Raw genomic sequence first — 13,511 nt, forward strand, 5'->3', positions numbered from 1 at the left:
CCGCATGCTCGCCACCTCCGCGAGCCGGCCGAACTATCCAAGGCTCCAGGTAGCTCCGTCTTTTCCATCCGCAACCTGAACACCGGCCTGGGCCAGTCGATCACGGATTTGATCGGCAGTAGACCAATCCTTATCAGCACGCGCCTGAGCACGCTGTTCAAGCAGTGCCCCGACAAGCACGTCAAGCGCATGCTTTTGCGGGTCCTCAGCAGTTTCTGCCGAGGCCGATACCCCCGCCCCAGTATGTGCCCACTGGGGAGATGCCGGATCCAGCCCGAGCACATCGAGCATGGAGCGGACCAGGATTTGCTGGCGTTTAATGACCTGAGCATCACCATCTGCTAGGGCAATATTGCCCAGCTTGAGCTGTTCGTGAATTGCGGCGAGTGCACCAGCAACATTGAGATCGTCGTTCATTGCCTGCGTGAAGGCCTCGGGGAGCTCAGCTGGAGTCAGCTGAAGTTCTTCCGGACTTGCTGCACCAACGGCCTCGATCGAGCGAGTGACGAAAGTCGAAAACTTTTCCCATGCTGCGTTCGCATCCGGAAGAGTGTCAGGCCCCCACTCGATGGCACTGCGGTAATGCACCGTTGAAAGTGCCCAACGCACTGCAGCAGCGGGGAAATCCTGTGTCAGAGTCTCAATTGAAAGGACATTCCCCAAAGACTTCGACATCTTTTCGCCCTTGGTAGTCACCCAGGCGTTATGGACCCACAACTGCGCAAAATCCCATCCCGCAGCGTGCGATTGTGCCTGTTCATTTTCGTGGTGAGGGAAGCGCAGATCGATTCCGCCACCGTGAATATCAAAGGTTTCACCCAAGTAGCGATACGACATCGCAGAGCATTCGAGGTGCCAACCCGGGCGACCCCTCCCCCAAGGAGAATCCCACGAGGCGGTTACAGGTTCCTCTGGTTTTGCGGCTTTCCACAAGGCAAAGTCACGCGGATCCTTCTTCCCGGCCTCGGTCGCGGAATCAATCTGCGATTCATCTTCAGTCGTGCGCATGTCTTCAAGACGCTGGTGGGTGAGCGAGCCATAGTCTTTTTGCGAGGCGACCGAGAAGTAGACGTTTCCTGCGCCGTCGCTGTACGCGTGACCGCGATCCACCAAACGTTGGATCAGAGCAATCTGCTCTGGGATATGTCCGGTCGCACGCGGCTCATAGGTGGGGTCAACCACACCAAGCTTGTGATAAGCCTCAGTAAATTCACGCTCATAGCGCTGCGCCCATGCCCACCAGGGCACGCCAGCTTCTGCAGACTTGCGAAGGATCTTGTCATCAATATCCGTGACATTACGGATATAGGTCACCTCAAGACCGCTGCGCTTAAGCCAACGAATCAAGGAATCGAAAGCGACCGCAGAACGCAAATGCCCAACGTGAGGAGAACCCTGAACGGTTGCACCACACAGGTAAATTCCCACATGTCCGGGCACCACTGGATTCAGTGGCTGCAAGCGTGCGGTTTTCGAATCGTACAGGTGAAGGCTCATACCTTCATGGTAAAGGGTGCCACCTTCATTTGGAGACCGGTTCGGCTTCCGGGACCGTGTAACGAAGAAATTAGCGCCCTGGCTTGACCTTGCTCTGAATAAGCTCTTTCAAGGCATCAACGTCGCGAGGCAATTCAACAACCCTCTGCTCGTGCCCTTCAATATCTGCAAAACGGGGCGGTACCGGTGGGACGAAACCAACGGCCTCGACAATGGTTGCTTCGAACTTCACGGGAAGCGCAGTCTCCATCACGGCGACGGGACCCTCAAGTTTTTCGCGCAATTGGCGAGCAACCTGCACCCCATCGGCGGTGTGTGGGTCCAAGAGGTAGTGCGATTCCTCCCAGGTGCGCCGAATTTGGGCCAGCCGATCTGCGTGAGTGGACGAGGCCGCAAGGAAGCCGAAGTTCTGCTGAAGTTGTGCGAATTCTTCGGTTCGAGAAAGGTCGAAATATCCCTGAGTGGCAACGTGGTTGAACAGATCGCGCGTACGGGCCGCGTCCCGACCAAGAAGATCAAAAATAAAACGTTCGAAGTTCGATGCCTTCGAGATATCCATCGAAGGTGAGGAGGTCGCAAGAGTATCTTCACTGCTTCGAACCCGGTATACGCCCGTTCGGAAGAACTCCTCAAGAACGTTATTTTCGTTTGTAGCAACGACCAGAGACTCAAGGGGAAGCCCCATCTGGCGGGCAATATGCGCTGCGCAGATGTTGCCGAAATTCCCACTGGGGACGACGACATTGAGGCGCAGGTCAGGCTTGCCGCTCTGAAGGCGAATGCGCAGCCAGGAGGCAATGTAATACACAACCTGTGCCAGCAAACGGGCCCAATTGATGGAGTTAACCGCACCGATATGCCACTGCTGTTTGAAGTCGGCATCGATGTTGACGGCTTTAACAAGATCTTGACAGTCATCAAAGACGCCATCAACTGCAACATTGACGATGTTGTCGTCAAGGAGGGAGAACATCTGTGCGCGCTGGAAGGGAGTCATGCGTCCGGCGGGAGTAAGCATGACGACGCTGAGGCCTAAGCGGCCTCGGAGCGCGTATTCCGCAGCGCTTCCGGTATCACCCGAGGTTGCACCAACGATGGTCAACCAATCCCCGCGTCGTCCCAACTCGTATTCGAATAGCTCACCAAGAAGCTGCATTGCCATGTCTTTAAATGCAGCCGTAGGGCCATTAGACAGGTGGGCAAGCCAGAGGTTTTCTTCTGCGTTCACACACGTAACCGGCACAATTTCGGGGTCCGAAAATACGGGGGTGCGGTATGCGCGAGCGCAAATACCATCGAGATCCTCACGCGGAATGTCATCGATAAAGAGCGCCAGTACCTCAGCAGCAAGCGCGGCGTAGCCGTGCTGAGTGAGCACATCCTGCCAACGATTGAGCTGCTCAGCGCTGAGCTGAGGGTATGTTTCGGGCAGGTAGAGCCCACCGTCCGGCGCTAGACCTGCGAGCAAAATATCGCAGAAGGAGGCGGAAGCGGCCTGAGGATCTCTGGTCGAAATGTAACGCACGCTCTCACCCTACCGTGAGCGGGAGGCTCGAGAAGGGTGAATCGTTTCATCTGAGACGCTTTGGGGAGAGAACCAGAAAGTAGACGCAAATGCCCGCCAGGCGATTTAGGCTACTGGCATGAGTGAAATGTCTTCGCTTCCTTTCCCCTACCGGGTTGGGCAAGCAATTGATGTCCATGCATTTGCTGATCCGCAGTCAGATTTCGGGAATAAAACGCTGTGGCTTGCATGCCTTGAATGGCCAGGAGAAATCCCTCTTGAAGGGCATTCGGATGGCGATGCTGCTGCACATGCCACCTGCGACGCGCTCTTAGCCGCCGCAGGACTGGGAGATCTCGGAACAAATTTTGGAACCGATCGCCCCGAATGGGCAGGAGCGTCAGGGAAGGCATTTCTTCAAGAAGTCCGCCGAATGCTGGCAGATGCCGGTTGGTTCATTGGGAACGTCACGGTTCAAGTCATTGCAAAGCGTCCGCGCATGATGAAACGCCTCGAAGAAGCCTCGCAGGCGATGAGCCAGATTCTTGGGGCCCCCGTCTCTGTTTCGGCAACGACAACTGACGGCCTCGGGTTCACTGGCAGGGGTGAAGGTATCGCTGCAAGTGCTACGGCTCTGATCTATCGCAAGTAACAGCGCACTTCAGGTGAGTTTCACGCGCAAAAATAAGGCGGAGCCCAAGCTCTCCTCACGCATGCTCAAGAACTACTTCAGAGAATCCAGCTTTGCCTTTGCCGGGTGAACGAAGAGTGTCATGACCAATCCCAACGCAAGGATCAAGATGATGCCAAGGATTCCCCAGTAGGTGTAGTCCGCACCGGCGGGCGTCCAATTACGACCAAGCGCCAGAAAGATGCCGTACATCGCTGGTGCAAGGAAGGACACTGCACGACCGGTCGTCGCATACAGCCCGAAGACCTCACCTTCACGTCCCTCCGGGATCATGCGTCCAAGGAAAGATCGTGATGCAGACTGAGTCGGACCCACGAAAACGCAGAGCGCCAGACCGAAAGTCCAGAAAATTATCTTTCCGCCATTGTGCAAGAAGAAGACGCTCATGCCCGCAATCACCATGCAGCTCAGCGAGATCACAATAAGCCGCTTCGGTCCGATGATGTCATCCAAGGCACCCATGGCAATAGTGGCGATTCCTGCGACGACATTTGCCGCAATCGCAAAGATAATCACCTCGCCAGATGAGAAGCCGAAGGCTGTTCCCGCAAGGATCGCGCCGAAGGTGAATACACCCGCAAGACCATCCCTGAACACGGCAGAGGCAGCAAGGAAGAACAGCGTGTGCGGCGATTCCTTCGCCAGGGACTTCACCGTGCTCCACAGCTTTCGGTAAGAATCCCACAGAGTTTCGTGCTCACCGTGGTGCTCATCAATATGCCGGGGCTTGACGGGGTGAAGCATCAAAGGCAGCGAAGACAGCAGCATCCACGCTGCAGCAATCACCATTGAGACGCGAATGTGCAATCCATTCGCATGGGTAATGCCAAACCATCCAACCTCGGGACTGATCAGTCCAACGTACAGAATCAGCAGCAAAACAATGCCACCGACATATCCCGATCCCCATCCCAGACCGGAAATACGGCCCATGTTTTCTTTGGTCGAGAGGTGGTTGAGCATCGCGTTGTAATTGACCGATGCAAATTCGAAGAAAATATTGCCAATGCCCAAAAGCGCAATGCCGAGGAAGAGGGCTCCGCGCCGCCCCAAAGGTCCTTCCGGAGCGACAAAGAACATTAGTGCCAGACAAATAACGACCAAGATCGTGAACACTGTCAAGGCAAGACCGCCTTTTCCGCGGCGATCAGCGCGTTGACCGGTAATCGGTGCGAGAAGCGCAATGATGATGCCCGCAGCAAAAAGACCCCACGAAAGGTAATCACTAGCGGTTCCCTTATCGGTGAAAGTCCCATCACTGGTCAGATAGACCGAGAAGACGAAAGTCGTTGCAACAGCATTGAATGCTGCCGAACCCCAGTCCCACAAAGCCCATTCAATGACCGGCCTCGTCAGAATCGATGTTTTCTTCTTCGCCGAAGGTGCCATCGATTGGGGGGTCGTCGATTCACTCATTGTTCACTCCTTATGCGCCTACCACCGTAGGCCTAACAGTGAAACTATCACGGAGAAGCAACGAAAAAGAAAAAATACAAGTAAGGGTCGTCACGCACGAGCGTCTTCAGCAAGGATTGCGCGCGCAAAAACCAGATCAATTGGCGTCGTAATCTTCAATGCGCGCCCCTCACCGGCAACAATGCGAACGGGAATTCCCGCCTGCTGAGCAAGCCCGGCATCATCAGTAAGCGCTGTGGCTTCGCTATTCGCCGAGGTCGCGGCACGCCGATGCAGCTCACGGATAACTTTCCAGGGGAAACCCTGCGGAGTCTGAACTGCAACCAAACCAGCACGGTCAACCGTCGCATCAACATAGCGCGCGCCCCGCACTTGCCCTGCCGTGGCCTCGGGAACTTCATGGAAGCTCTTCAGCGTATCCGCCACCGCAAGGCCTGGGATCACCGCCTGCTCGCCCGCGCGAAGAGCATCGATCACGCGAGAAACCAGCTGAGGAGAAACCAGAGGGCGGGCTGCATCATGAATCAAGACGGGGCTGTCATCGCTCAAAGCGGCCGCTGTTTGGGCAAGCGCCTCGAGTCCAGCCGCGACGGAAGCCTGCCTGGACAGGGGGGAACCCGGAACAACGCGGACAACATCACGAAACTCAGCAGAATCAAGAAGTGCGCGGAACTCATCAAAGTGATCTGGAGGTGCTGTCACAACAGCACAATCAACGCCACCAGAATGGAGGCTCCTGAGCGCGCGCTCGACCAAAGACATTCCGTCGAGGTCAACCAACGCTTTCGGGCGATCTGAGCCCAAGCGCGTACCCGATCCGGCCGCAGTAATAACCGCGAAAACCTGAGCCGGGGATGTTGAGGTCACTCTTGTTCCGCGTCTTCTTCCGGGAGGTCATCCGCAATTGCGAGGGACTCATCGTAGCCCTCAGCCAAGACCTCGTCGAGGCGCGCAGCCGCAGCGGTCTTATCGATATCGCGGGCAAGTGCAAGTTCAGAGCTGAGGATCTGACGAGCCTTCGTCAGCATGCGCTTCTCACCGGTCGAGAGCTTCTTCTGATCATCACGGCGAGTAAGATCTCGAACAACCTCGGCAACCTTGACGATGTCGCCAGTCGCGATCTTCTCTTGGTTGGCTTTGAAACGACGCGACCAGTTTGTGGGCTCTTCAATGTAGGGAGCGCGCAGGACCGAGAGCACCGTCTCCAAACCATCTTCGTCAACAACGTCACGCACACCGACAAGATCAACGTTTTCGGCGGGTACCTGAATGGTGAGGTCACCCTGGCTTACGCGCAGAGTCAGGTACGTCTTCTCTTCGCCGCGAATAACGCGGGTGGAAATTTCCTCAATCTTCGCGGCGCCGTGGTGAGGATAAACAACGGTCTGACCGATCTCAAATGACATAGAAGAAACTCCTGCGCTTCAGCTGAACTGCGGTCTATATTCTATCAGTTCACGCACTTTCTGCGCCTTTGAATGGTGAACAGCTGTGCACAGACGCGCGTGGGACTAGAACGTGGGATGGGAAAGCCCTGCCCATCAAACTCACGGTCAATTTTCTCGAGGGACCGCTTTCTAGAAGAACAGCTCGATCTCAACAAAACACAAACGCGGCGGTCCCGGAATCCGGAACCGCCGCGCCTATTGCAGAAATTACTTACCTTGGTTGGCGACCGCTGCGATCTTCGCCTCGGCCTCGGGATCCAGGTAGGTGCCACCCTTCTTGACGGGCTTGAGGGTTTCCTCGTCAAGCTCGTACACCAGCGGAATGCCGGTGGGGATGTTGACGCCGGCGATGTCTTCGTCGGAGATCTCATCCAGGTGCTTGACAATCGCGCGCAGGGAGTTGCCGTGCGCGGCGATCATCACGGTCTTGCCGGTCTTGATCGCGGGAACGATGGTCTCATCCCAGTAGGGCAGCAGACGTGCGATGACGTCCTTGAGGCACTCGCTCATGGGAACGGGTTCACCGGCGTAGCGGGGATCCTGATCCTGCGAGAACTCAGAACCTGCTTCGATTGCGGGCGGAGCCACATCGAAGGAACGGCGCCACAGCATGAACTGCTCTTCGCCGTACTCGTCGCGGATTTCCTTCTTGTTCTTGCCCTGGAGCGCACCGTAGTGGCGCTCGTTGAGGCGCCAGTTGCGCTCAACGGGGATCCAGTGACGATCGGCAGCGTCAAGTGCCAGGTTCGCGGTCATAATCGCGCGACGCAGCATCGACGTGAACAGGAGATCCGGCAGAACACCGGATTCCTTAAGGAGCTCACCACCGTGGGTTGCTTCCGCGCGGCCCTTGTCCGACAGCGGAACATCCACCCAACCGGTGAAGAGGTTCTTTGCATTCCATTCGCTCTCGCCGTGGCGGAGCAGCACCAGTTTGTAGGTCATGCACATATTCTTTCATTCTTTTCGCATATGTGTCACGGGACCTGCGTCACGCGTCCCGCATTATTCCCCTGTTTCTCAAAGATGAGAAGAAAAACAGCGACATTCTGCACGTGTCCTGTCCACAGCATCCAAGCGCATGAGCTCTCAAAAGCATCAAATAATCGCAACCAAATCAACTTCGATCAGCGACCCAGTAGGGGCCATTCAGTATGCGTCCAGCATGATCTTTTTAAACTTTGCGCATGAGTGACACAACATCAAAGCGCCACTTTTTCCGTACGGCGACCGCATTGTCCACCTTGGCCGCTCTCATTTCACTGAGTGCATGCTCTCAGAGCGCGCCTTCCGCATCGACCTCCTCGACGAGCGAGGCAACCCCAGAGGCAACGGCTTCAGCCACCTCCGCGGTTCCCGCTGTCGCAGGCTACAAGCCCGGCGAGATTCCGCCAATTCCTCTTTTCAAAGTTCCACCAATCGGCGTATTCGCCTCAAATGCTGACAAGGCTGTCATTGACGCGACCACTAAGATTTCCTCCGTTCCCGGCGTAACCGTTGCCCCCGCCGTGTGCGACGGTTCCGGATTGGTGACCAACGGCGGAAATACCGTACTTGGCGGCGATGGATCAGGTGTCTCCAATAACGGCGACAAGCAGGTCGTCAACAGTGGTGACGGCTCCGGCGTTATTAACGAAGGTCCGGTAAGCATCGTTGTCGATGGCACGGGCGGTGGCGTCTACAGCGATTCATCCAACGGACTGAACATCACGATCAGTTCCGATGGCTCCGGTACCTACACCTCAAGCACTCTGAACATCACGATCAGCCCTGACGGTTCCGGCGTCTACAACAACTCCGAGACCGGCGAAAACATCGTGGTGAGCTCCGACGGTTCCGGCAACTACAGCAACAGCAAGACTTCGGTGAGCTACAACCTTGATGGCAAGGGCGGCGGCGTTTACAACGGCCCGAACTTGAACATCATCAACAACGGCGATGGCACTGCGATGGTGAACGGCCAGCAGGTGAAGGCTGACAAGGCACCGACCGTTGGCAAGGTTGGTAAGTTCCCCAAGGTCGATAGCCTCAAGCCCGTCGAGAGCTGCGGCACAACCATCACCCTGGAAGATGGCGTCCTCTTCGACTTCGGCAAGTCCGATATTCGTCCCGAGGCAGCAGCAACCCTGAAGAAGCTTGCTGAGGTCCTCACGAGCGCGAAGGTTCCGGCTGCGCACGTTTACGGCCACACCGATTCGATTGGTGACGATGCTTCCAACCAGACCCTGTCCGAGGAACGCGCTACTGCAGTCGTCAACGAACTGAAGAAGGATGGCGTCACTGCAACCTTGGATTCTCAGGGCTTCGGTGAAAGCAAGCCGGTCGCACCCAACACGAACTCTGATGGTTCAGACAACCCCGCCGGTCGCCAAGCGAACCGCCGCGTGGAGATCTTCATTCCCGCATTCTGACAGTAAGTGGCTGGGGCGCACCTTTGTGTGCGCTCCAGCCACTTTACTTTCCTTCCACAAGAAAGATTGATCAATGACCCACACGACTTCATCACGCACCACGCTGGCACTCTTTGCAACTCTGGGACTCGCTGCGACTATGGGTATTGCAGCTTGTAGCCAGACGATCACCCAATCCCCTTCAGATGTTGCAAGTTCAGCAAAGGCGACGGCACAAAGCATCGCTTCCGATGCTGCCGAGCAGGGTAAGGCCGCCGCTTCTTCGGCAGCCAGCTACGCGAGCGCGGGAGCATCCGAAGCCGCTGATCAGGCAAAGAACCTTGCCAAGGGCACAACAGGAAAGACTCTCACGGTCTCCGATTCCAACACCGTCGTCACAGTCCCCGATGATGTCGAGAACGTGCACATTCAGTCGTCCAACGTGAAGCTCACGTCAACACACGCACTGACGAGTCTTGTCATCGACGGATCGAACAACTCTGTCAACCTAGAATCCGCACAGAAGATTACTTTTACTGGTTCTCAGAACGTCGTACACTACACGTCAGGTGACCCGGACATCAGCGATTCCGGTACGGGTAATTCCGTCTCGGAAGACTGATAGGGGCACTGAATTTAACTTTCAGCAAAGAAGCTGGGGTACATCACTACCCCAGCTTTTTTGCGCTTAATTTCGACTGTTTAATTTTTACTGAGCCCCCGAACCAGTCGGTCACCCTCAAATTAACTTCTCCCCCACAGCCAGTGACCAAGCAGATGGAAGGTACACATGTCTACTCACCAGCCCACTACCGAGGCCTCGATGAACCCTGAAAGTACAGGCGGAACTCACCTCGCAGATCAGGGCGATGCAGGCTACGATAAGGCCCTCAAAAACCGCCACCTACAGATGATTGCAATCGGTGGATCGATTGGTACCGGCCTCTTCCTTGGTGCAGGCGGACGCCTTGCGCAGGGAGGTCCGCTTCTTGCTCTCGCCTACGCGGTTTGTGGAGTTTTCGCCTTCCTCATGGTCCGTGCACTTGGTGAGCTCGCAATCCGTCGTCCCTCCTCTGGGGCCTTCGTCTCTTACGCACGCGAATTCCTTGGTAGACGCGGTGCTTTCATCACCGGCTGGTTCTTTTTCCTTGACTGGGCAGTGACGGTGATGGCTGATATTACGGCGGTCGGCGTCTACATGCACTACTGGAATCTCTTTGAGTGGATCCCACGTTGGGTGATCGCTCTGATCGCTCTTGTCCTGGTTTTCTGCCTCAACATGCTGTCGGTGAAAGCCTTCGGTGAGGCCGAATTCTGGTTTGCTCTCATCAAAGTTGCAACAATTCTGATCTTTATGGCCCTTGCCATTTGGGCGATCATCACCCAGGCTCAGGTGGGCGACCACACCGCCGGCGTCCATAACATCGCCGAGAATGGCGGCCTACTCCCACAGGGCATCGCACCAATTTTCGCGCTGACTCTGGGCGTCGTCTTCGCTTTCGGTGGCACTGAAATGGTGGGCGTCGCTGCCGGTGAAGCAAAAGACGCGCAGAAAGTACTTCCCAAGGCAATCAATTCGATGGCCCTTCGAATTTTCTTCTTTTACGTCGGTACCGTCACTCTTATGGCTCTAGCCCTGCCCTACACCGCTTATTCCTCTGACGAGTCTCCCTTCACGACGTTCTTTACTTCGCTCGGAATTCCTCACGCCGGCGATATCGTCCAGGTTGTCGTTCTGACCGCAGCGCTTTCCTCGCTCAATGCGGGGCTCTACGCGACGGGCCGAACCCTGCGCTCAATGGCCGTTTCAGGCGAAGCCCCCAGCTTCGCCTCGAGACTTAATAAACACCACGTCCCCTACGGCGGAATTATTATTACCGCCTCACTCGGACTGCTGGGGGTACTGCTCAACGCATTCCTCCCCGATGATGCTTTCGAAATCGTCATGAGTCTTGCCGGAATCGGCATTGCGGGAACCTGGGCGATGATCCTCATTACCCACCTGGCATTCCTCAAGCGCGTGCGTGCCGGCGAGGAGGAACGCCCCTCTTACCGCATGCCGGGCGCACCTTTCACGAACTACATTTCGCTGGCTTTCTTCGCCATTGTCGTCGCTTCAAATGTCACTAGCACAAATGGCCGTTGGACTCTTGCACTCTTCGGAATAGTGGTCGTGGCAATGGTTTGTGGTTGGTATGCAATTCGGGGTAAATTTTCTTCAAATGACGAGACCCCGCGCCACTTAGGCGAATAACCACCCCTCTGCTCTCGTTTCTTTTTCGCTATCCAATGATGGAAGAGGACGCACTATGAGGATTCATGTGACGTATGCAGGCGGAACAATCGGGATGGTTGATTCTCCTGACGGTTTGCGACCGGGCGCCGATATGGCATCGTGGCTCAACACTCAGTTCGACGGGATCGAGCTCACAGGACACGTGTCGATGTCTCAGCTCTCGCCGCTCGTCGATTCTTCGGAAACCACACCGATCCACTGGCAGATGATCATCGACGATATTCGCGCTCATGCCGATGAAGCCGATGCCTTCTTGGTTCTCCATGGGACCGACACCATGGCCTATAGCGCTGCGGCACTGTCGTACGCGCTGGCTGATTTCACGAAACCTATTGTTTTAACGGGTTCTCAGTATCCGCTGGGCGTCGTCGGAACCGACGCCTCCGCGAATGTGACGGGCGCTTTGCGCGCTGCCGGAAGTTCCCAGGTGAGCGGCGTGACTTTGTTCTTTGGCCATATGCTGCTGGCAGGAAATCGTTCGACGAAGACCTCATCATGGGCCTTCGCTGGATTTGACTCACCTTCGACATTGCCGATCGCACGTACAGGTGCCCCCTGGCGCTGGTATCACAGTGTCGAGGCCGGTGAGGGTTGGGCTGATCCGGCACCTTACGCTCGCCACGATGTCGCCGTTGTGGACATTGTTCCCGGCCTGAGCGCCACGCGTTTACGTTCCATGTTTACTCCCCTGCCCGAGGCGGTGATCATCCGCGCATACGGCGTGGGGAATATTCCGGCTTCAGACCCGGGTTTTGTAGATGTTTTGCAGGAGCTGCGCGAGGCCGGGGTTCCCTTGATCGTTGCCTCACAGTGCCATCAAGCCGAGGTTGTCTTGGGCCATTACGAGGCGGGGAGCACTCTTGCGCGCTTGGGCGCGATTAGCGCGCATGACATGACGCTTGAGGCCTTGTATGCGAAGACAATCTTCTTACTCTCTCAGGGATTGCAGGGTGAAGAGTTCGTAGAGTGGATGAATCGATCTATTGCCGGTGAAGTGAGCCTTCCAGGCATTGTGTAGCTGACCTGCGGTTTTAGCTATTCCAGCGGATATGGGATGAACCTAAACCGGTACAGGTCGCGAAAACTGACCACTCGATACAAAACGTATTGAATACAAATATAAATGCGGGGTATTTCGATAAGAAACGCCCCGCATTTATATCAGAGAAATTCAGAACAAAGGTCAGCGATTTTCCTTTTCGAACTGCTCGATAATGGCGGAAGGAATCCGACCACGAGCACTCAGCTCGATCCCCTTTTCACGCGCCCACCGACGCACTCGAACACTCTTTGCTTCAGTATCGCCACACGGCGCTGTGCGACGACTATTGAGACGCCCACCTACCCTACGAGCTGCGGAAATCCATGGTGACATGTCGCGCTCAAATTGCTCTGCATTCTGGTCGGAAAGATCAATTTCATACGATACGCCTTTGAATGCGAATGAAATTGTCTGCTTAGCGACCGATCCATCACGGTCATCAACCAATACAACGACTTTCTTCTGCACAGTTTTCACCCTTCGAAAACACGCCAACCGCAGAGAAGAATTTCTTTTTCTACGATCGAGTAATGCACTTTCCGAAATCACACTATCACATTTTCGATATTAACTATTAATGTTCTGAACCCCCAGAATTGCCTGTCTCATTTTCGATTCAAGCGTTGTACGGCCTGATCAAAACCTATAAACTGTCCTTTCGTTAGAGAACCTCGAGGATGAAGGCTAAAACGGAGAAGGGACATGAACCAAACAAAGCGGGCTCGCGAGATCGAACAGTTTTTCATTACTATCACTAGGGCTTCTGCGGCTCTGGAGGCAACGCTCAAGCGTGAGTTCGGACTTTCACTCGGCGAATATCGCGTCCTCGATGAGGTCGCTTCAGCCGGCAAAATCGGAATCCGCATGGGAGAACTTGCCCAATCGGTCATTTTTAGCCCTTCGCGTCTGACACACACCTATCGTCGTCTGGCCGATCGCGATCTCATCGTTCGCACCCCCTACGAATTCGATCGTCGCGGTGGCACAATCACCATCACCGATGCAGGCAAGAAACTCATAACCTCTGCCCAACAGGCTGAGCGAGCACTTCTGCGCGACATTATTAGCGACGACATCTCTGATGAAGACCTCAACGTGTTGATCCGCGTTGGTTCAGACGTTAATACTCGCTTGGATGAACTCGAGAAGCGCTAGTACTCTCAACTAGTGTGAGCACACCCGGTTTACCAATCTCTCGACTCTCGCCCCGTATCCGCATGGGGCTAG

At 55.5% G+C, this 13,511-nt stretch carries 13 protein-coding genes; 6 read left to right on the top strand and 7 right to left on the bottom strand.

The window, feature by feature from the left end:
• Nucleotides 1-33: 33 nt before the first annotated feature.
• Nucleotides 34-1,497, bottom strand: coding sequence for a cysteine--tRNA ligase (cysS, locus tag RW023_RS01900; RefSeq protein WP_315579632.1), 1,464 nt, complete (start codon nt 1,495-1,497; stop codon nt 34-36).
• A gap of 70 nt (nt 1,498-1,567) precedes the next feature.
• On the bottom strand, nt 1,568-3,022 hold the full coding sequence (gene thrC, locus RW023_RS01905) for a threonine synthase (protein ID WP_315579633.1): 1,455 nt from the start codon (nt 3,020-3,022) through the stop codon (nt 1,568-1,570).
• A gap of 127 nt (nt 3,023-3,149) precedes the next feature.
• Here thrC and ispF point away from each other — a divergent pair, with 127 nt between their 5' ends.
• Nucleotides 3,150-3,653, top strand: a complete 504-nt coding sequence (gene ispF, locus RW023_RS01910) for a 2-C-methyl-D-erythritol 2,4-cyclodiphosphate synthase (protein WP_315579661.1) — start codon at nt 3,150-3,152, stop codon at nt 3,651-3,653.
• Nucleotides 3,654-3,725: 72 nt separating this feature from the next.
• Here ispF and RW023_RS01915 read toward each other — a convergent pair whose 3' ends face one another.
• From RW023_RS01915 to RW023_RS01930, 4 genes are all read right to left on the bottom strand, one after another.
• The gene (locus RW023_RS01915) at nt 3,726-5,108 is read right to left on the bottom strand and encodes an MFS transporter (protein WP_315579634.1); all 1,383 of its coding nucleotides are present in this window, start codon (nt 5,106-5,108) and stop codon (nt 3,726-3,728) included.
• A gap of 90 nt (nt 5,109-5,198) precedes the next feature.
• Nucleotides 5,199-5,975, bottom strand: a complete 777-nt coding sequence (locus RW023_RS01920; RefSeq protein ID WP_315579635.1) for a 2-C-methyl-D-erythritol 4-phosphate cytidylyltransferase — start codon at nt 5,973-5,975, stop codon at nt 5,199-5,201.
• Nucleotides 5,972-6,514, bottom strand: coding sequence for a CarD family transcriptional regulator (locus tag RW023_RS01925; RefSeq protein ID WP_156334706.1), 543 nt, complete (start codon nt 6,512-6,514; stop codon nt 5,972-5,974). The genes RW023_RS01920 and RW023_RS01925 overlap by 4 nt, the downstream gene beginning before the upstream one ends.
• Before the next feature lie 249 nt (nt 6,515-6,763).
• Nucleotides 6,764-7,501 (bottom strand): phosphoglyceromutase, encoded by a 738-nt coding sequence (locus tag RW023_RS01930; RefSeq protein ID WP_009408451.1) that lies wholly within the window; start codon nt 7,499-7,501, stop codon nt 6,764-6,766.
• A gap of 242 nt (nt 7,502-7,743) precedes the next feature.
• Between RW023_RS01930 and RW023_RS01935 the strand changes: the two genes are divergently transcribed.
• From RW023_RS01935 to RW023_RS01950, 4 genes are all read left to right on the top strand, one after another.
• Complete coding sequence (locus RW023_RS01935) at nt 7,744-8,967, top strand: OmpA family protein (RefSeq protein ID WP_315579636.1); 1,224 nt, start codon at nt 7,744-7,746, stop codon at nt 8,965-8,967.
• A gap of 73 nt (nt 8,968-9,040) precedes the next feature.
• Nucleotides 9,041-9,568: a DUF3060 domain-containing protein gene (locus RW023_RS01940; RefSeq protein ID WP_315579637.1), complete on the top strand. Its 528-nt coding sequence runs from the start codon at nt 9,041-9,043 to the stop codon at nt 9,566-9,568.
• 201 nt (nt 9,569-9,769) lie between these two features.
• Nucleotides 9,770-11,200: an amino acid permease gene (locus RW023_RS01945; RefSeq protein WP_315579662.1), complete on the top strand. Its 1,431-nt coding sequence runs from the start codon at nt 9,770-9,772 to the stop codon at nt 11,198-11,200.
• A 55-nt stretch (nt 11,201-11,255) separates the two neighbouring features.
• Nucleotides 11,256-12,260: an asparaginase gene (locus RW023_RS01950; protein WP_315579638.1), complete on the top strand. Its 1,005-nt coding sequence runs from the start codon at nt 11,256-11,258 to the stop codon at nt 12,258-12,260.
• Between the two features lie 165 nt (nt 12,261-12,425).
• Here the strand turns inward: RW023_RS01950 and RW023_RS01955 are convergent, their stop codons facing one another.
• Nucleotides 12,426-12,752: an Lsr2 family protein gene (locus RW023_RS01955; RefSeq protein ID WP_315579639.1), complete on the bottom strand. Its 327-nt coding sequence runs from the start codon at nt 12,750-12,752 to the stop codon at nt 12,426-12,428.
• A gap of 234 nt (nt 12,753-12,986) precedes the next feature.
• Between RW023_RS01955 and RW023_RS01960 the strand changes: the two genes are divergently transcribed.
• Entirely contained in the window at nt 12,987-13,439 is a 453-nt protein-coding gene (locus RW023_RS01960) for a transcriptional regulator, SarA/Rot family (protein WP_315579640.1), read from the top strand.
• Nucleotides 13,440-13,511 lie beyond the last annotated feature (72 nt).

The sequence above is a fragment of the uncultured Actinomyces sp. genome (assembly GCF_963542285.1).
Lineage (GTDB): Bacteria > Actinomycetota > Actinomycetes > Actinomycetales > Actinomycetaceae > Pauljensenia.

Bases quoted from the DNA above. Each gene is read 5' to 3' on its own strand.
- cysS (WP_315579632.1), bottom strand. From the start codon at position 1,497: ATGAGCCTTCACCTGTACGATTCGAAAACCGCACGCTTGCAGCCACTG.
- ispF (WP_315579661.1), top strand. From the start codon at position 3,150: ATGTCTTCGCTTCCTTTCCCCTACCGGGTTGGGCAAGCAATTGATGTC.
- RW023_RS01915 (WP_315579634.1), bottom strand. From the start codon at position 5,108: ATGAGTGAATCGACGACCCCCCAATCGATGGCACCTTCGGCGAAGAAG.
- RW023_RS01925 (WP_156334706.1), bottom strand. From the start codon at position 6,514: ATGTCATTTGAGATCGGTCAGACCGTTGTTTATCCTCACCACGGCGCC.
- RW023_RS01930 (WP_009408451.1), bottom strand. From the start codon at position 7,501: ATGACCTACAAACTGGTGCTGCTCCGCCACGGCGAGAGCGAATGGAAT.
- RW023_RS01935 (WP_315579636.1), top strand. From the start codon at position 7,744: ATGAGTGACACAACATCAAAGCGCCACTTTTTCCGTACGGCGACCGCA.
- RW023_RS01940 (WP_315579637.1), top strand. From the start codon at position 9,041: ATGACCCACACGACTTCATCACGCACCACGCTGGCACTCTTTGCAACT.
- RW023_RS01945 (WP_315579662.1), top strand. From the start codon at position 9,770: ATGAACCCTGAAAGTACAGGCGGAACTCACCTCGCAGATCAGGGCGAT.
- RW023_RS01950 (WP_315579638.1), top strand. From the start codon at position 11,256: ATGAGGATTCATGTGACGTATGCAGGCGGAACAATCGGGATGGTTGAT.
- RW023_RS01960 (WP_315579640.1), top strand. From the start codon at position 12,987: ATGAACCAAACAAAGCGGGCTCGCGAGATCGAACAGTTTTTCATTACT.